Source organism: Streptomyces sp. NPDC004539, assembly GCF_040610055.1.
Lineage (GTDB): Bacteria > Actinomycetota > Actinomycetes > Streptomycetales > Streptomycetaceae > Streptomyces.
This window is the reverse complement of record NZ_JBEXLS010000003.1, coordinates 1-16,994: the sequence shown is the minus strand read 5'-3', so window position 1 is coordinate 16,994 and position 16,994 is coordinate 1. Positions and strand designations below refer to the sequence as shown.

Here is a 16,994-nt window from a genome sequence, read left to right as displayed (position 1 = left end):
GTTCCGGAGGCCGGGCGGACCCCGGACCTGCGCATCGAGCTGCGCGCATGCAGTACGTTCGGGTCATGTCCCAGCCCGCCAAGTCCTCCCGTACCCCCGCCCCGTCCGACGCGCCGGAGAGTGCGGCGGGCAGCCGTGCCGCCGCCCAGCGGCTCAAGATGCGCCGAGAACTGGCGGCAGCCGCGATGGAGCTGTTCGCGACGAAGGGCTACGAGGCGACCACCGTCGACGAGATCGCGGCAGCCGCCGGGGTCGCGCGCCGTACGTTCTTCCGCCACTTCCGCTCCAAGGAGGAGGCGATCTTCCCGGACCACGACGACACCCTGGTCCGCGCGGAGGCGGTGCTGAACGCCGCCCCGGCGCACGAGCACCCCCTCGACACCGTGTGCCGCGGCATCAAGGAGGTCATGCGGATGTACGCGGCGCGGCCGGAGATCTCGGTCGCCCGCTACAAGCTGACGCGCGAGGTGCCCACCCTGCGCGAGGCGGAGATCGCCTCGGTGGCCCGCTACGAGCGCCTGTTCACGCGCTATCTGCTGGGCCACTTCGACGAGCACGCGCACGACGACGACGCGAACGACGACCCGCTGCTCGCCGAGGTCGCCGCGTCCGCGGTGGTCACCGCCCACAACCACGTCCTGCGGCGCTGGCTGCGCGCGGGCGGCCAGGGGGACGTGGAGGCGCAGCTCGACCACGCGTTCGCGATCGTGCGCCGTACGTTCGGCACCGGCATCGGGCTCGGCCGCGCGGCCGTTCCCCCCTCCTCCGCCGGCGCGGCGTCCCCGGTGGCACTCTCCGCGCAGGGCGAGGTCCTGGTGACGGTCGCGCGGACGGACGCGCCGCTGGACGAGGTCATGCGAGCGATCGAGCAGGCGCTCAAGGAACGCTGACCCGGGCACACCTCTGTGACGACGGCCACCCTCAGGGGTGGCCGTTTTGGCATGTCAGGGCATGTTTTCCCATACCTCCGAACCCCCACCTGATCGATCATCGCTCACTTGTCAAGTAAAGATTTCACCTGAGCGCAATTCCTGGCACCGAGTGCCTTGCGGGGTGACACGGGGTGCCATACCTTGAAGTCGTCCGGGTGGCCGGCGCACGGCGAACAGCCGTCCGCCGGTTGTCCCCGCGCACCACGTCGCCGCGCATCCGGACGCCTGCGTCACAGGCAACCTCCCGCGCCACAAAGCGCCGCCGCACCTCACAAGCCAGCACCCTCACCGCGCCCTCCCCTCAGGGGCGCACACCGCCGGAGGCAACACCGTGACCGTGAAGGACATCCTGGAGGCGATCCAGTCGCCGGAGAGCACCCCCGCCGACTTCGCCGCCCTCCCGCTGCCCGAGTCGTACCGCGCGATCACCGTGCACAAGGACGAGACGGAGATGTTCGCGGGGATGCGGACCCGCGACAAGGACCCGCGCAAGTCGCTGCACCTGGACGAGGTCCCCGTGCCCGAACTCGGGCCGGGCGAGGCCCTGGTGGCGGTCATGGCGTCGTCCGTGAACTACAACTCCGTGTGGACGTCGATCTTCGAGCCCCTCTCGACGTTCGGCTTCCTGGAGCGGTACGGCAAGGTCAGCGAGCTGACGAAGCGCCACGACCTGCCGTACCACGTCATCGGCTCCGACCTCGCCGGCGTCGTCCTGCGCACCGGGCCCGGCGTCAACGCGTGGAAGCCCGGTGACGAGGTCGTCGCGCACTGCCTGTCCGTCGAACTGGAGTCGTCCGACGGCCACAACGACACGATGCTCGACCCCGAGCAGCGCATCTGGGGCTTCGAGACGAACTTCGGCGGCCTCGCGGAGATCGCGCTCGTCAAGTCGAACCAGCTGATGCCGAAGCCGGACCACCTCAGCTGGGAGGAGGCCGCCTCGCCGGGGCTGGTCAACTCGACGGCGTACCGGCAGCTCGTCTCGCGCAACGGCGCCGGGATGAAGCAGGGCGACAACGTCCTGATCTGGGGCGCGAGCGGCGGACTCGGCAGTTACGCCACGCAGTTCGCGCTGGCCGGCGGCGCCACCCCGATCTGTGTCGTCTCCAGCCCGCAGAAGGCGGAGATCTGCCGCCGGATGGGCGCGGAGGCGATCATCGACCGGACCGCCGAGGACTTCAAGTTCTGGCGGGACGAGCACACCCAGGACCCGCGCGAGTGGAAGCGCTTCGGCAAGCGCATCCGCGAGCTGACCGGCGGCGAGGACGTCGACATCGTCTTCGAGCACCCGGGCCGCGAGACCTTCGGCGCGAGCGTCTACGTCACCCGCAAGGGCGGCACGATCGTCACCTGCGCGTCCACGTCGGGCTTCAACCACGAGTACGACAACCGCTACCTGTGGATGTCCCTCAAGCGGATCATCGGCTCGCACTTCGCGAACTACCGCGAGGCGTGGGAGGCCAACCGCCTGGTCGCCAAGGGCAAGATCCACCCGACACTCTCCAAGGTGTACGCCCTGGAGGAGACCGGCCAGGCCGCGCACGACGTCCACCGCAACGCGCACCAGGGCAAGGTCGGCGTCCTGTGCCTGGCGCCCGAGGAAGGGCTCGGCGTGCGCGACGAGGAGAAGCGCGCGCGGCACATCGACGCCATCAACCGCTTCCGGAACGTCTGAGGGCATCCGATGACAGAGCGCCAGAAGGACCGGCCGTGGCTCATGCGGACGTACGCCGGGCACTCCACCGCCGAGGCGTCCAACGAGCTGTACCGCCGCAACCTCGCCAAGGGGCAGACGGGTCTGTCGGTCGCCTTCGACCTGCCGACCCAGACCGGCTACGACCCCGATCACATCCTCGCGCGCGGCGAGGTCGGCCGGGTGGGCGTGCCGGTGGCCCATCTCGGGGACATGCGGCGGCTGTTCCAGGACATCCCCCTGGAGCGGATGAACACCTCGATGACGATCAACGCGACCGCGATGTGGCTGCTGGCGCTCTATCAGGTCGTCTCGGAGGAGCAGGGCGCCGACCCCGAGCTGCTCCAGGGGACGACGCAGAACGACATCGTCAAGGAGTACCTGTCGCGGGGGACGCACGTCTTCCCGCCGGGGCCTTCGCTGCGGCTGACGACGGACATGATCTGTTACACGGTCAACCACATGCCGAAGTGGAACCCGATCAACATATGCAGCTATCACCTCCAGGAGGCGGGGGCGACGCCCGTCCAGGAGATCGCGTACGCGATGTCCACGGCGGTCGCCGTGCTGGACGCCGTCCGTGACTCGGGGCAGATCCCCGAGGAGCGGTTCGGGGACGTCGTCGGCCGGATCTCCTTCTTCGTCAACGCGGGTGTCCGCTTCATCGAGGAGATGTGCAAGATGCGGGCGTTCGGCCGCATCTGGGACCAGGTGACGCGGGAGCGGTACGGCATCGAGGACCCGAAGCAGCGCCGGTTCCGCTACGGCGTGCAGGTCAACTCGCTGGGGCTGACGGAGGCGCAGCCAGAGAACAACGTCCAGCGGATCGTCCTGGAGATGCTCGCGGTGACGCTGTCGAAGGACGCCCGCGCGCGGGCCGTGCAGCTGCCGGCGTGGAACGAAGCGCTGGGGCTGCCGCGGCCCTGGGACCAGCAGTGGTCGCTGCGCATCCAGCAGGTGCTGGCGCACGAGAGCGACCTGCTGGAGTACGAGGACATCTTCGCCGGGTCGCACGTCGTCGAGAAGAAGGTGGACGCGCTGGTCGCGGACTGCCTCGCGGAGATGGCGCGCATCCAGGAGATGGGCGGCGCGATGGCGGCCGTGGAGTCGGGGTACCTGAAGTCGCAGCTGGTGGCGTCGCACGCGGAGCGCCGGGCGCGTATCGAGTCCGGTCAAGAGTTGATCGTCGGCGTCAACGCGTTCAACACGACCGAGCCCAATCCACTCACCGCCGATCTCGGTCAAGCGATCCAGACAGTCGATCCGGCTGTCGAGGAACGTGTCGTGGCGGCCGTCGAGGAGTGGCGGACGACCCGTCAGGAGTCCTCCGACCGGCAGGGCATGGGCGACCCGTTCCACTACCCGACGGTCCGCCAGGCCCTCGACCGGCTCAAGGAGGCCGCGCAGGGCACGGAGAACCTCATGGAGGCCACCCTGGAGTGCGCCCGCGCGGGGATCACGACCGGCGAGTGGGCGGGCGCGCTGCGGGAGGTGTTCGGCGAGTTCCGGGCGCCGACGGGCGTCTCGTCGGCGCCGGTGGCGGTCCCCGTGGAGGAGGGCTCGGCGCTCGCCGAGGTGCGCCGCCGGGTCGACGTCACCGCACGGGACCTGGGCTCGGGCAGGCTGCGGTTCCTGGTGGGCAAGCCGGGTCTCGACGGCCACTCCAACGGCGCCGAGCAGATCGCGGTGCGGGCGCGGGACGCCGGGTTCGAGGTGGTCTACCAGGGCATCCGGCTGACGCCCGAGCAGATCGTGGACGCGGCGCTTGCGGAGGACGTGCACGCGGTCGGCCTGTCGATCCTGTCCGGATCGCACGCCCGGTTGGTGCCGGATGTCCTGGAACGGCTGCGTGTGGCCGGTGCCACAGACATTCCGGTGATCGCCGGTGGCATCATCCCCAGCGGTGACGCCGAAGAGCTGCGGGCCGCAGGTGTGGCCGCGGTCTTCACCCCGAAGGACTTCGACATCACCGGGATCATCGGCCGCATCGTCGACGAGATCCGCAAAGCGAACCGGCTCGACCCCCTGGAGGTCCCCGCATGACGCCCGTCAACCGCCTGCGCCCCCGCCGCTCCTGTCTCGCCGTGCCGGGCAGCAACCCGCGCTTCCTGGAGAAGGCCCAGGGCCTCCCGGCGGACCAGGTGTTCCTGGACCTGGAGGACGCGTGCGCGCCGCTCGCGAAGCCCGAGGCGCGGCACACCATCGTCAAGTTCCTCAACGAGGGCGACTGGACGGGCAAGACGCGGGTCGTGCGCGTCAACGACTGGACGACCGAGTGGACGTACCGGGACGTCGTCACGGTCGTCGAGGGAGCGGGCCCCAATCTTGACTGCGTCATGCTGCCGAAGGTCCAGAACGCGCAGCAGATCGTGGCGCTCGACCTTCTGCTGACGCAGATCGAGAAGACCATGGGGTTCGAGGTCGGCCGTATCGGCATCGAGGCGCAGATCGAGAACGCCCAGGGGCTCAACAACGTCAATGAGATCGCCCAGGCCAGTCAACGTGTCGAGACGATCATCTTCGGTCCGGCCGACTTCATGGCGTCGATCAACATGAAGTCGCTCGTGGTCGGCGAGCAGCCGCCGGGCTACCCGGCGGACGCCTACCACTACATCCTCATGAAGATCTTGATGGCGGCCCGCGCGAACGACCTCCAGGCGATCGACGGCCCCTACCTCCAGATCCGCAACGTCGACGGCTACCGCGAGGTCGCCGGCCGTGCCGCGGCCCTCGGTTTCGACGGCAAGTGGGTGCTGCACCCGGGCCAGGTCGAGGCGTCGAACGAGATCTTCTCGCCGTCGCAGGAGGACTTCGACCACGCCGAGCTGATCCTCGACGCGTACGAGTACTACACGTCCGAGGCGGGCGGGAAGAAGGGTTCGGCGATGCTCGGCGACGAGATGATCGACGAGGCGAGCCGCAAGATGGCGCTGGTCGTCTCGGGCAAGGGCAGGGCGGCGGGCATGACCCGGACGTCGAAGTTCGAGATCCCGGAGGCGTGACGCAGATGCAGTTCGGGCGCACCTACGAGGAGTTCGAGGTCGGGGCGGTCTACAAGCACTGGCCCGGCAAGACGGTCACCGAGTACGACGACCACCTCTTCTGCCTCCTCACCATGAACCACCACCCGCTCCACATGGACGCCAACTACGCCGAGAACACGACGGACTTCGGCAAGAACGTGGTGGTGGGCAACTACATCTACTCCCTGCTGCTCGGCATGTCCGTACCGGACGTCTCGGGCAAGGCGATCGCCAACCTGGAGATCGAGTCGCTGAGGCACGTGGCGCCGACCTTCCACGGCGACACGCTCTACGGGCAGACGACGGTCCTCGACAAGTGGCCGTCGAAGTCGAAGGACGACCGCGGGATCGTCCACGTCGAGACCAAGGGCTACAAGCAGGACGGCACGCTGGTGTGCGTGTTCCGCCGCAAGGTCATGGTGCCGACGGAGACGTACATCAAGGAGCGCGGCGGCGAACAGCCCGGCCGCCCGGAACTTCAGGAGGGCTGAGGGACATGGCACGCCTCGCGCAGACCGCCGGCCTCACGGACGTACAGAACGAGATCCTGTCCACCGTCAGGGACTTCGTCGACAAGGAGATCATCCCGGTCGCGACCGAGCTGGAGCACCGGGACGAGTATCCGCAGGCGATCGTGGACGGCCTGCGGGAGCTGGGCCTGTTCGGGCTGATGATCCCGGAGGAGTACGGCGGTCTGGGCGAGTCGCTCCTGACGTACGCGCTGTGCGTGGAGGAGATCGCCCGGGGCTGGATGTCGGTGTCCGGGATCGTCAACACGCACTTCATCGTGGCGTACATGCTGAAGCAGCACGGCACCGAGGAGCAGAAGGAGTACTTCCTGCCGCGGATGGCCGCCGGGGACGTCAGGGGGGCGTTCTCGATGTCGGAGCCGGGGCTCGGTTCCGACGTGTCGGCGATCACGTCGAAAGCGGTCAGGGACGGTGACGACTTCGTCCTGAACGGTCAGAAGATGTGGCTGACGAACGGCGGTACGTCGTCCCTGGTGGCGGTTCTCGTACGAAGTGACGAAGGACACGGTCCGGACGGGGCGCCGGTCAAGCCGCACAAGGCGATGACGACGTTCCTGGTGGAGAAGGAGCCCGGGTTCGGGGAGGTCCGTCCGGGTCTGACGATCCCCGGGAAGATCGAGAAGATGGGGTACAAGGGCGTCGATACGACCGAACTGGTCATGTCTGACCTGCGGATTCCGGCGAACCGGGTGCTGGGCGGGGAGACCGGCCGAGGTTTTTACCAAATGATGGACGGAGTCGAGGTTGGCCGCGTCAATGTGGCGGCCCGTGGTTGCGGAGTCGCTCAGCGTGCCTTCGAGTTGGGTGTCCAGTACGCCCAGCAACGCCACACCTTCGGCAAGCCGATCGCCCAGCACCAGGCGATCCAGTTCAAGCTGGCGGAGATGGCTACCAAGGTCGAGGCCGCCCATGCGATGATGGTCAATGCGGCACGCAAAAAGGACTCGGGTGAGCGAAACGACCTTGAGGCCGGGATGGCGAAGTACCTCGCCTCCGAGTACTGCAAGGAGGTGGTCGAGGACGCTTTCCGGATTCACGGCGGCTACGGCTTCTCCAAGGAGTACGAGATCGAGCGTCTGTACCGCGAGGCGCCGATGCTCCTGATCGGTGAGGGCACCGCCGAGATCCAGAAAATGATCATCGGCCGACGACTGCTCGAAGAGTATCGGTTCCAGGGCTAGATATACCGGTTGGGGGTGTTTTCTTCGAGAAGAAGGTCACACCCCGTCAATCGCTCTCAGCCGCCGACTCGTCTTCCTGGCTTACCCAGTTGTGGTCCTGAACCGCTACGATCGCCGGAAAGCCGCCGTCCCCCGTTCAGAGCGCGGCATCATCCGCTACGAAGGTCATCCATGCCCCACAGCCAAACCTCTGCACCTCGCGACAGCCTCGCCGGCGTACGCCTTGCGCGCGGAGCATCGCCGTGGCTTCTCCCGACCGTCGCCACCGCAGCCGTCAGCCTCCTGCGCGCCCGCCGCTCCGGCGCCGCGAAGGCCGTCGCCGTACCCGCCACCGCGCTCGCCGCGGGCATGCTGTGGTTCTTCCGCGACCCCGAGCGCGAGATCGCCTCGGGCCGGGTCATCTCCCCCGCCGACGGCGTGGTGCAGAGCATCATGCCGTGGAAGGACGGGCGTACCCGGGTCGCGATCTTCATGAGCCCGCTCAACGTGCACGTCAACCGCGCGCCCCTGTCGGGCACGGTGACCTCCGTGGAGCACGTACCGGGCGGTTTCGTCCCGGCGTTCAACAAGGAGAGCGAGAACAACGAGCGGGTCGTCTGGCACTTCGACACCGAGCTCGGTGACATCGAGATGATCCAGATCGCCGGCACGGTCGCCCGCCGCATCGTCCCCTACGTCCCCGAGGGCACGAAGGTCGAGCAGGGCGAGCGCATCGGTCTGATCCGGTTCGGTTCGCGCGTGGACGTCTACCTGCCCGAGGGCATCGAGGTCGCCGTCGAGGTCGGGCAGAAGACCGTGGCGGGGGTGACTCGTCTTGACCGTGATTGACCCTGAGACGCAGACCGGCTGGGTGCCGGAGGCCGACGACGCCGACGAAGAGGAGGAGATGCCCCTCTCGCTGCGGCTGTCGATAGCGGACGCCCTGACGCTCGGCAACGCCACCTGCGGCTTCATGGCGGTGTACTTCACCACCACCGGCATCCTCATCCCGCACCTCACGGGCAGCCAGGAGAGCGGCATGGCGCGCAGCAGCGCCGCCACCGCCGTCATCCTGATGCTGTGCGCGGCGGTCTTCGACCTGTTCGACGGCCTCGTCGCCCGCAAGCTGCGCTCGTCCCCGATGGGCGCGGAGCTGGACAACCTCTCCGACCTGGTCAGCTTCGGTCTGGCCCCGGCGTACTTCGTCCTGGTCTACGGCATGGTCGCCAACGACGCCCACCAGCGGGTGGCGGCGGTCGGCGCGGTCGTGGTGCTGCTCGCGGTGGTGCTGAGACTCGCGCGCTTCTCGTGCGTGACGCCCGCGAACGGCATGTTCCAGGGCATGCCGTCACCGTTCGGCGCGCTGACGGTCGTCGCGATCGTCCTGCTTGAGCTGCCGTTCGTGGCGACAGTTCTCGCCATCGTCGGCACGGCCTGGCTGATGGTGAGCCGCGTCGAGTACCCCAAGCCGCGCGGACCGCTCGCGGGCGCCATGCTCGCGTGGATCGTCCTGTCGATGGGGATGCTCGCGGCCTGGGCGTTCGGCGCCCCCGGCGGCCAGCTCCTCCTCCAGACGGGCTGCGCGCTCCAGCTCGTCATGGGCGCGGTCATCCCCCTGTTCGCCACGGCCCGCCGGGTGAACAACTTCCGCGACAACCGCCGCGAGGCCCGCACGGCACAACTGCCGTAACCGCTTGCCGCGCGTTTCCCGCGTACGACGCCGAGGCGCCCCGGACCGAAGAGGTCCGGGGCGTTTCAGCGTTCCTGGGGCGCGGGGGCGCTGAGGCTGCCGAGGATGTCCAGGAGTTCGGCGCTGCGGCTGCCGGGGGCGGCGTGGAAGACGACCAGGGACAGGCTGTCGTACCCGTCGACCGAGAGTTTGTGCTTGTACAGCTCCAGTTCGCCGATCTGGGGGTGGCGCATCCTGATCGCGTGCTCCATCTGGCGCCGGACCTGGTGGCGGGCCCACAGGGTGCGGAAGCGGTCGCTGCCGCGGGACAGTTCCTCGACCAGGGCGTGCAGGCGGGGGTCGTCGGCGTCGGTCCTGGCCCGCAGGACGGCCACGGCCTCCTCGGTGATCAGCTCCCAGTCGTGGTGGTTCTCGCGGTCGGCCGGGCTGAGGAAGAGCGAGCGCAGCAGGTTGCCGCCGGGGCGGTACTTCGGGGAGAGCGCGACGGCCATCGGGTTGGCGGCGAGGACGTCGGTCAGCCGGTTCTGGACGTAGGCGGGGTGGCGGTCCCAGGTGCCGAGGAGCTGCCGGAGGCTGTCGGGGACCCGCTCGGCGGCGGGCCGTCCGGTGCGGGCGCGGGGGCGGGTCAGGCCGAGGAGGTAGGCGGTGGTGTTGGCGTCGAGGCGCAGCACGCGCGCGAGGGCCTCCAGGACCTGCGCGGAGGGGTTGCGGTCACGGCCCTGCTCCAGGCGCAGGTAGTAGTCCGCGCTGATCCCCGCGAGCAGCGCGACCTCCTCCCGGCGCAGCCCCGGCACCCTGCGCAGGCCGCCGCCGGGCAGCCCCACGTCTTCGGGCCGCACCAGCGCGCGGCGGGCCCTCAGGAACTCGCCGAGCGCGTTCTCGTCCATGGCCCCACCGTACGGCCGTCCCGCGCCCCGGTGCCTGGTCCTGTCACCCCCAGGAACGCGGGGGCGTAACCACGGACGGGGCGTCCGGCGCACGATCGACGGACAGCAACCGCATACAGAAACAGGTGAACCGGCATGTCCACTTCCCTGCCCGGCGGGACGATCACCCCCGCCGCCGGCCTGACCCTGACCCGGATGGGATACGGCGCGATGCAGCTCGCCGGCCCCGGGGTCTTCGGCCCGCCGAAGGACCCCGACACCGCGGTCGCGGTGCTGCGCGCGGCCGTCGACGCGGGCGTCACCCACATCGACACCGCCGACTTCTACGGCCCGACGGTCGTCAACGAGCTGATCCGCGAGGCGCTGCACCCCTACCCGGCCGAGCTGCGCATCGTCACCAAGGTGGGGTGCCGGCGCGGCCCCGACGGCTCCTGGAACCTCGTCCGGGACCCGGCTGAGCTGCGCAAACAGGTCCACGAGAACCTGGAGCACCTCGGTGTGGAGGCGCTCGACGTCGTCAATCTGCGCTTCGGTACCCAGGCGGGGCCGGACGACGAGTCCGTCGCGGAGTCGTTCTCCGCGCTCGCCGAGCTGCGCGAGGAGGGGCTGATCCGGCATCTCGGGCTCAGCACGGTCACCTCCGCGCAGCTCACCGAGGCGCAGGGGATCGCGCCGGTCGTGACCGTCCAGAACCACTACAACCTGGCCCACCGGGAGGACGACGCGCTCGTCGACCGGTGCGCGGCGGAGGGGATCATGTACGTCCCCTACTTCCCGCTCGGCGGCTTCACCCCGCTCCAGTCGCGGGCCCTGTCGGACGTCTCGGCCCGGCTCGGGGCGTCGCCGCAGCAGGTGGCGCTGGCGTGGCTGCTGCGGCGGTCCCCGGCGATCGCGCTGATCCCGGGGACGTCGTCGGTGGGGCATCTGCGGGAGAACCTGGCGGCGGCGGGGCTGGAGCTGCCGGAGGGGGCGGGGGTGGAGCTGGACGGGATCGGGGTGGGGCGGGGGTAGGGGTGCGGGGTGCGGGTGTCGGTGGAGGGGCGGGTGCGGTCGGAGGCGGGTGCGGCGGGGGGGCGAGCCGGTCGCGCGAGGTGATGGTCGTACGATCCGACAGCCCCGAAGTCCTCTGATCCCGTGATCAGGTGATCCGGTGATCCGGTGATCAACTCGCGTCCGGCTCGGCCGCTCGGCTCAGCCTCGGCCCAGCCGGGCCCGGCCTCAGCTCAGCAAGTCCCGGGCAATCCGTTCCGCCACCTTCTCCAGGATCGGGCCGGCCTCGGCGATGCACAGGGAGACGTCGGGTTCGACCTCGGTGAGGGGGTAGGCGCGGCGGATTCCGGCGCCGGTGAGGGCCTCGGGGGTGAGGGCGAGACGGCCGCAGACGGCGACGACGTCCTTGCCGGCGGCGCGGGCGGCGGCGGCGACCCCGGCCGGGGCCTTGCCGTGCAGGGTCTGGGTGTCGAGGGAGCCCTCGCCGGTGATGACGAGGTCGGCGCGGGCGAGGGCGGGGGCGAAGCCGAGGACGTCGAGCATGACCTCGATGCCGGGGCGGAAACGGGCGCCGAGCAGCAACGCGCCGTAACCGATTCCACCGGCCGCTCCGGCGCCGGGCGCGGCGGCGTGTTCGAGGGCGCGGGGGCCGACGGCGGTCTCCAGGACCTCCGTGAAGCGGGTGAGGGCGGCGTCGAGGGCCTCCACGTCGTCCGGGGAGGCGCCCTTCTGCGGGCCGTAGACGGCGGGGGCGCCCTTCGGGCCGGTCAGCGGGTTGTCGACGTCGCTGGCGAGGATCAGGTCGACGTCCTGGAGGCGGGCGTCGAGGCCGGTCAGGTCGGCGCGGGCCAGGTCGGTGAGGCCGCCTCCGCCGGGGGCGACGGGCTCGCCGTCCGCGTCGAGGAAGCGGGCGCCGAGCGCGGAGAGCATGCCCGCGCCGCCGTCGGTGGTGGCGCTGCCGCCGACGCCGAAGACGATCGTGCGGGCGCCCGCGTCGAGGGCCGCGCGCAGGAGTTCGCCGGAGCCGTAGGTGGACGCGGTCAGGGGGGCGAAGACGCCGCGCGGGAGCCGCTGGAGGCCGCTGGCCTCGGCCATCTCGACGACGGCGGTGTCACCGCGCAGCGCGAACGCGGCCTCCACCTCGTGTCCGAGGGGGCCGGCGACCCGTACCGCGCGACGCTCGAAGCCGGCCGCGACCGCCGCCGCGACGGTGCCGTCGCCGCCGTCCGCGACGGGCAGCGCCTCGACCTCGACGCCGGGCACCACCGTGCGCAGCCCGGCCGTCACCCGCTCGGCGACCTCGACGGCCGTCAGCGAGCCCTTGAACTTGTCCGCCGCGACGAGCACGCGCCGCGCGCCCCGCTCCGAAGCCTCCGCCACCTGTCTCCCATCCCCGCACCGGTCACGCCGCAGTGACCTTAACCGGCGGACGCCCCCGGAGTCATGCCATGTCCGAAGCCTGGATTCCGGCTGAGGGAGGGCTGTGCGGGAGCCGTGCGGCGGTCGTGCCGACGGTCATGCCGGTGGTTGTGCAGGCGGTCGTGCCTGCGGTCGTGCCGACGGAGAAACGCGGGAAACGGTTGCACAAGGTGTCGGGAACACGAACTCGTCGGACGGGTGCGGGAGTTCGCTCGTGGATACGCTTCCGGGATGAGCACCTCTGACTACGCCGAGTACATCGCCTCCCTGCCCCGGGTCCTCGCGGGCGCCGCCGCGCTCTTCCGGGACGCCGAGGGGCGGGTGCTGCTCGTCGAGCCCAACTACCGTGACGGCTGGGCGCTTCCGGGCGGCACGATCGAGTCGGACACCGGCGAGACCCCCCGGCAGGGCGCCCGCCGCGAGACCCTGGAGGAGATCGGCCTCGACCGCCCCCTCGGCCGTCTCCTCGCGGTCGACTGGGTCCCCGGCACCGCCCGCCCGCCGCTGGTGGCCTATGTGTACGACGGTGGCGTGCTCGACGAGGAGGCGCTCAAGTCGATCCGGCTCCAGGAGGAGGAGCTGCTCTCCTGGCGGCTCGTCCCCCGCGAGGAACTGGCGACGCATCTCCCCGGCGAACTCGGGCTGCGGGTACTGGCGGCGCTGGACGCGCTGGCGGGGACCGGTACGGCCGAGCTGGAGAACGGGCTGCCGGCGTCCTGAACCGGCCTAGCCCTGCTCGGTGTTGGGCCTGACGTCGATCTCGCGCAGCGCCTCGTCCCGTTCGGCGACTCGGGCCTCCGTGCGGTGGCCGCGCTGGATGTAGTCCCGCAGGACCAGTTCGACGGCGTCCTGCGGGGTGCCGACGCCGGCCAGCACCATGGCCTCGACGACGAGTTCGGCGTCGAGGGAGACGGAGACCTTTGCCATGGCGTGACGCTATCACCGGGCTGGGGGGGATGCCGAGGGGGTTGGGGCGGGCCCGGTGCCGAGGAGCGTGGGCGGGCCGGTGCTGGGGAGCGTGAGCCGGTCCGGATATCCGGTCGCCCGGGTCGGGCTCGGGTCCTACGCTCGGGCCATGACCAAGCCGCTCGTCGCGATCCTCACCGGTGCAGGTGTCAGTACGGACTCCGGGATTCCCGACTACCGGGGGCCGAACGGGCTGTGGCGACGCGACCCGGAGGCCGAGAAGCTCGTCACGTACGAGTACTACATGGGCGATCCGGAGATCCGGCGGCGTTCGTGGCGGATGCGGCGGGACGGCGCGACGCTGCGGGCCGAGCCGAACGCGGCGCACCGGGCGATCGTCGAGCTGGAGCGGTCGGGCGTACCGGTGCGGGTCCTCACGCAGAACGTGGACGGGCTGCACCAGCTCGCCGGGCTCCCCGCCCGCAAGGTCCTCGAACTCCACGGCACCGCACGGCAGTTCGTGTGCACGAAGTGCGGTGTGCGCGGGCCGATGGAGGACGCCCTGGCCCGGCTCGACGCCGGTGAGGACGATCCGCCGTGCCTGGAGTGCGGCGGCGTCCTCAAGTCGGCGACGGTCATGTTCGGCGAGCACCTCGACCCGGGCGTCCTGGGCGACGCCCTCGCCGTCGCGAAGGCGTGCCAGGTCTTCTACGCCGTCGGCAGCTCCCTCAAGGTCCATCCCGCCGCCGCTCTGGTCGGCGTCGCCGCCGAGCACGGGGCCCGGCTGACGGTCGTCAACGCGGAGCCGACGCCGTACGACGAGGTCGCGGCCGAGGTGGTGCGGGAGCCGATCGGGACGGCGTTGCCGCGGCTGCTGCGGGAGTTGGGGCGGGCGGGGTAGGCGGGGCAGACCGGTCGCGTGGGGCGGGCGGGGTTTCTCTCGGCCCGTGCCCGGCGGGCCTGTCGGGCACAGGTCCGCCGGAACACGCCTGCCCGGACGGGCCGTTCAGAACAGTGCCGTGCCGCGTTCGAAGTCCAGGAGACGGCGTTTGCGGTCGAGGCCGCCGCCGTAGCCGGTGAGGTCGCCGGAGGCGCCGATGACCCGGTGGCAGGGGACGACGATGCCGACGGGGTTCTTGCCGTTGGCGAGGCCGACGGCCCGGGAGGCGCCCAAGTTGCCGAGGGCTTCGGCCAGTTGGCCGTAGGTGCGGGTCTCGCCGTAGGGGATGGCCTGGAGCTGGGACCAGACCGACTGCTGGAACTCGGTTCCGTGCAGGCGCAGTTGGAGGGTGAACTCCTTCAACTCGCCCGCGAAGTACGCCTCCAGCTGGGCCTCCGGTTCGGCGAAGGCCGTGTCGTCGCGGGGGCCGAAGCTCTCCTCGGGCGGCCGGTGGCGCTGGTCGGTCATGTAGAGGCCGCACAGGACACCGTCGTCGGCGACGAGGGTGAGCGGGCCGTAGGGGCTGTCGACGACCTTGTGGTGCTTCATGGGGACATCCTTACGCGGGCAGGAAGTTGATGGGGTGGTCGTCGGTCGCCCAGAGGTACTGGACGGCGTAGGCGCGCCAGGGGCGCCAGGCGGCGGCGTGTGCGGTGAGGGCGGCCGGGGTGGCGGGCAGGCCCAACTCCTGGGCGGCGCGCCGGACTCCGAGGTCGGTGGGGAGGAAGGCGTCCGGGTCGCCGAGGGCGCGCATGGCGATGACGTCGACGGTCCAGGGGCCGAAGCCGGGGAGCGCGAGGAGCCGTTCCCGGGTCTGCGGCCAGTCGCTCTCCGGCCCCAAGTGGAGTGTTCCGTCCGCGAGTCGGGAGACGAGGGTGGTGAACGTCGTGCGGCGGGTGCGGGGCATCGCGAGGGTCTCGGGGTCGAGGCCGGCCAGCGCCTCGGGGGTCGGGAAGAGGTGGGTGAGGCCGCCCTCGGGGTCGTCCACGGGGTCGCCGTACGCGGTGACCAGGCGGGCGGCGTGGGTGCGGGCCGCCGCCGTGGAGACCTGCTGGCCGAGGACCGCGCGGACCGCGAACTCCGCTTCGTCTACCGTGCGGGGGACCCGGCGGCCGGGGGCCTTGTCGACGAGGGGGGCGAGGACCGGGTCGGTGCGCAACTGGTCGTCCACCGCGACCGGGTCGGCGTCGAGGTCCAGCATGCGGCGGCAGCGGCTCGTCGCGACGGTCAGGTCGCGCAGGTCGCTGAGGGTGAGGCGGCAGGCGATGTGGTCGGGGTTCGGGGTGAGGGCGACGATGCCGTGCCCGTACGGGAGGCGCAGGGTGCGGCGGAACGCGCCGTCCCGCCACTCCTCGACGCCGGGTACGGCGGTCGCGGCGAGGTGGCCGAAGAGGTTGTCGGGGTTGAGGGGGGCGCGGAACGGCAGCCTCAACTGGAGGGCGCCCGGGGTGCCCTTCGCCGACTTCGGCGCACGGCAGCGGAGTTCGGTGGGCGAGAGGGCGAAGACCTCGCGGACGGTGTCGTTGAAGGTGCGGATCGAGGAGAAGCCGGCCGCGAACGCCACGTCCGCCATGGGGAGTTCGCTGGTCTCGATCAGGATGCGCGCGGTCTGGGCACGCTGTGCCCTCGCCAACGCGAGGGGGCCTGCGCCGAGTTCGGCGAGGAGTTGGCGTTCCACCTGCCGGGTGCTGTAGCCGAGGCGGGTGGCGAGGCCGGTCACGCCGTCGCGGTCGACGACGCCGTCGGCGATCAGCCGCATCGCGCGGGCGACCGCGTCGGCACGGTGGTTCCACTCCGGCGAGCCGGGGCTCGTGTCCGGCCGGCACCGCTTGCACGCCCGGAACCCGGCCTGCTGGCACGCCGCCGCGCTCGGGTAGAACGTCATGTTCCGCGGCTTCGGCGGTACGGCCGGGCAACTCGGCCGGCAGTAGATCCCCGTCGTGTGGACCGCCGTGAAGAACCACCCGTCGAACCGCGCGTCCTTCGACTGCACGGCCCGCACACAGCGGTCCCGGTCGGTGTGCATCCCGTTCTGCATACGTCCAGCATGGGGGCAGTCGGGGGGTTCGGCTGGCGGAAATCCGACATGGACGTGGGGGTGGGGTGGCGGGCGCCGGGTGGGCGGGCCGGGGGCTCGGCAGGCGGGGCCGGGGAGGCGGTGCGGCGGGGGCGGGGGCGTCTCTGCGGAGTGTGGGGCAGGCGCCGGGGCGGGGACAAGGGGCAGACGGAGCCGGGAGGGACAGCGGGGGGAGGGGTGCCGGGGGCGGGCCGGGGGCTCGGCTGGCGGGGGGGCGGGGGGCGGGGGCGTCTCCACAGAGTGTGAGGCAGGCGCCAGGGCGGGGACAAGGGAGAGATGGCACCGGGACGGACAGTGCGGGGGGTGGGAGGCGCCGGGAGCGGGGCGGGCCGGGGGTTCGGTCGGCCGGGGCCAGGAAGGCGGGGCCGGCGGTGGCGGTGGCGGTGGCGGTGGCGGTGGCGGTGGCGGTGGCGGTGGCGGTGGCGGTGGCGGTGGCGGTGGCGGTGGCGGTGGCGGTGGCGGTGGCGGTGGCGCGAGCAGACCTGGCGACTCCGCCGAATGCAAGGCGGGCGCCGCGGGGCGGGACGGGGGTTGGGGCGGACGGTACGGGGCGGGCGCCCGGGGTCGTCACGATCGTCCGGAGGCTTCCGTACCAGCAACCCTTCTCAAGGCTCCCCGCGCCCCACGCTCTCACCCCGGCTCGGCGGCTCGGCGGCTCGGCGGCTCGGCGGCTCGGCGGCTCGGCGGCTCGGCGGCTCGGCGGCTCGGCGGCTCGGCGGCTCGGCGGCTCGGCGGCTCGGCGGCTCG

The 16,994-nt window shown here is 71.4% G+C and carries 16 protein-coding genes; 11 read left to right on the top strand and 5 right to left on the bottom strand.

The features are described 5' to 3' along the window. Nucleotides 1–65 precede the first annotated feature (65 nt). The 8 genes from ABZX85_RS06730 to pssA all read left to right on the top strand — a co-directional run bounded on the left by ABZX85_RS06730 (nt 66) and on the right by pssA (nt 9,028). On the top strand, nt 66–890 hold the full coding sequence (locus ABZX85_RS06730; protein WP_355863151.1) for a TetR family transcriptional regulator: 825 nt from the start codon (nt 66–68) through the stop codon (nt 888–890). Between the two features lie 373 nt (nt 891–1,263). Continuing rightward, a complete protein-coding gene (ccrA, locus tag ABZX85_RS06725) occupies nt 1,264–2,607 on the top strand; it encodes a crotonyl-CoA carboxylase/reductase (RefSeq protein WP_355863149.1) in 1,344 nt (447 codons plus the stop codon). A gap of 9 nt (nt 2,608–2,616) precedes the next feature. Then, nucleotides 2,617–4,668, top strand: coding sequence for a protein meaA (locus ABZX85_RS06720; protein ID WP_355863147.1), 2,052 nt, complete (start codon nt 2,617–2,619; stop codon nt 4,666–4,668). After that, complete coding sequence (locus tag ABZX85_RS06715) at nt 4,665–5,627, top strand: CoA ester lyase (protein WP_355863145.1); 963 nt, start codon at nt 4,665–4,667, stop codon at nt 5,625–5,627. Before ABZX85_RS06720 ends, ABZX85_RS06715 begins: the two co-directional genes overlap by 4 nt. A gap of 5 nt (nt 5,628–5,632) precedes the next feature. Further along, nucleotides 5,633–6,139 carry a MaoC family dehydratase gene (locus tag ABZX85_RS06710; RefSeq protein ID WP_355864135.1) on the top strand — a complete coding sequence of 169 codons (507 nt, stop codon included), beginning with the start codon at nt 5,633–5,635 and terminating at the stop codon, nt 6,137–6,139. A 5-nt stretch (nt 6,140–6,144) separates the two neighbouring features. Then, nucleotides 6,145–7,359, top strand: a complete 1,215-nt coding sequence (locus tag ABZX85_RS06705) for an acyl-CoA dehydrogenase family protein (RefSeq protein ID WP_355863143.1) — start codon at nt 6,145–6,147, stop codon at nt 7,357–7,359. Between the two features lie 171 nt (nt 7,360–7,530). Next, on the top strand, nt 7,531–8,187 hold the full coding sequence (locus ABZX85_RS06700; RefSeq protein ID WP_355863141.1) for a phosphatidylserine decarboxylase: 657 nt from the start codon (nt 7,531–7,533) through the stop codon (nt 8,185–8,187). After that, nucleotides 8,174–9,028 carry a CDP-diacylglycerol--serine O-phosphatidyltransferase gene (pssA, locus tag ABZX85_RS06695; RefSeq protein WP_355863139.1) on the top strand — a complete coding sequence of 285 codons (855 nt, stop codon included), beginning with the start codon at nt 8,174–8,176 and terminating at the stop codon, nt 9,026–9,028. The genes ABZX85_RS06700 and pssA overlap by 14 nt, the downstream gene beginning before the upstream one ends. 65 nt (nt 9,029–9,093) lie before the next feature. Here pssA and ABZX85_RS06690 read toward each other — a convergent pair whose 3' ends face one another. Continuing rightward, the gene (locus ABZX85_RS06690) at nt 9,094–9,915 is read right to left on the bottom strand and encodes a helix-turn-helix transcriptional regulator (RefSeq protein WP_355863137.1); all 822 of its coding nucleotides are present in this window, start codon (nt 9,913–9,915) and stop codon (nt 9,094–9,096) included. Between the two features lie 135 nt (nt 9,916–10,050). Between ABZX85_RS06690 and ABZX85_RS06685 the strand changes: the two genes are divergently transcribed. Continuing rightward, a complete protein-coding gene (locus ABZX85_RS06685; RefSeq protein ID WP_355863135.1) occupies nt 10,051–10,926 on the top strand; it encodes an oxidoreductase in 876 nt (291 codons plus the stop codon). 207 nt (nt 10,927–11,133) lie between these two features. On the opposite strand, the gene ABZX85_RS06680 is transcribed toward ABZX85_RS06685, so the two are convergent. Next, on the bottom strand, nt 11,134–12,285 hold the full coding sequence (locus ABZX85_RS06680) for a glycerate kinase (protein ID WP_355863133.1): 1,152 nt from the start codon (nt 12,283–12,285) through the stop codon (nt 11,134–11,136). Between the two features lie 270 nt (nt 12,286–12,555). Between ABZX85_RS06680 and ABZX85_RS06675 the strand changes: the two genes are divergently transcribed. Further along, nucleotides 12,556–13,044 carry an NUDIX hydrolase gene (locus ABZX85_RS06675; RefSeq protein WP_355863131.1) on the top strand — a complete coding sequence of 163 codons (489 nt, stop codon included), beginning with the start codon at nt 12,556–12,558 and terminating at the stop codon, nt 13,042–13,044. A gap of 6 nt (nt 13,045–13,050) precedes the next feature. Here ABZX85_RS06675 and ABZX85_RS06670 read toward each other — a convergent pair whose 3' ends face one another. Continuing rightward, a complete protein-coding gene (locus ABZX85_RS06670; RefSeq protein WP_355863129.1) occupies nt 13,051–13,251 on the bottom strand; it encodes a type II toxin-antitoxin system VapB family antitoxin in 201 nt (66 codons plus the stop codon). 148 nt (nt 13,252–13,399) lie between these two features. On the opposite strand from ABZX85_RS06670, the gene ABZX85_RS06665 reads away from it, so the two are divergent. Beyond that, a complete protein-coding gene (locus ABZX85_RS06665; protein ID WP_355863127.1) occupies nt 13,400–14,131 on the top strand; it encodes a Sir2 family NAD-dependent protein deacetylase in 732 nt (243 codons plus the stop codon). A gap of 105 nt (nt 14,132–14,236) precedes the next feature. Here the strand turns inward: ABZX85_RS06665 and ABZX85_RS06660 are convergent, their stop codons facing one another. Next, complete coding sequence (locus ABZX85_RS06660) at nt 14,237–14,719, bottom strand: methylated-DNA--[protein]-cysteine S-methyltransferase (RefSeq protein WP_355863125.1); 483 nt, start codon at nt 14,717–14,719, stop codon at nt 14,237–14,239. Nucleotides 14,720–14,729: 10 nt separating this feature from the next. Beyond that, a complete protein-coding gene (locus ABZX85_RS06655; RefSeq protein ID WP_355864133.1) occupies nt 14,730–16,196 on the bottom strand; it encodes an AlkA N-terminal domain-containing protein in 1,467 nt (488 codons plus the stop codon). Between the last annotated feature and the right edge of the window lie 798 nt (nt 16,197–16,994).

Bases quoted from the DNA above. Each gene is read 5' to 3' on its own strand.
- ABZX85_RS06690 (WP_355863137.1), bottom strand. From the start codon at position 9,915: ATGGACGAGAACGCGCTCGGCGAGTTCCTGAGGGCCCGCCGCGCGCTG.
- ABZX85_RS06655 (WP_355864133.1), bottom strand. From the start codon at position 16,196: ATGCACACCGACCGGGACCGCTGTGTGCGGGCCGTGCAGTCGAAGGAC.
- ABZX85_RS06660 (WP_355863125.1), bottom strand. From the start codon at position 14,719: ATGAAGCACCACAAGGTCGTCGACAGCCCCTACGGCCCGCTCACCCTC.
- ABZX85_RS06715 (WP_355863145.1), top strand. From the start codon at position 4,665: ATGACGCCCGTCAACCGCCTGCGCCCCCGCCGCTCCTGTCTCGCCGTG.
- ABZX85_RS06710 (WP_355864135.1), top strand. From the start codon at position 5,633: ATGCAGTTCGGGCGCACCTACGAGGAGTTCGAGGTCGGGGCGGTCTAC.
- ABZX85_RS06720 (WP_355863147.1), top strand. From the start codon at position 2,617: ATGACAGAGCGCCAGAAGGACCGGCCGTGGCTCATGCGGACGTACGCC.
- ABZX85_RS06700 (WP_355863141.1), top strand. From the start codon at position 7,531: ATGCCCCACAGCCAAACCTCTGCACCTCGCGACAGCCTCGCCGGCGTA.
- ABZX85_RS06675 (WP_355863131.1), top strand. From the start codon at position 12,556: ATGAGCACCTCTGACTACGCCGAGTACATCGCCTCCCTGCCCCGGGTC.
- ABZX85_RS06665 (WP_355863127.1), top strand. From the start codon at position 13,400: ATGACCAAGCCGCTCGTCGCGATCCTCACCGGTGCAGGTGTCAGTACG.
- ABZX85_RS06685 (WP_355863135.1), top strand. From the start codon at position 10,051: ATGTCCACTTCCCTGCCCGGCGGGACGATCACCCCCGCCGCCGGCCTG.
- ABZX85_RS06705 (WP_355863143.1), top strand. From the start codon at position 6,145: ATGGCACGCCTCGCGCAGACCGCCGGCCTCACGGACGTACAGAACGAG.
- ABZX85_RS06730 (WP_355863151.1), top strand. From the start codon at position 66: ATGTCCCAGCCCGCCAAGTCCTCCCGTACCCCCGCCCCGTCCGACGCG.
- ABZX85_RS06670 (WP_355863129.1), bottom strand. From the start codon at position 13,251: ATGGCAAAGGTCTCCGTCTCCCTCGACGCCGAACTCGTCGTCGAGGCC.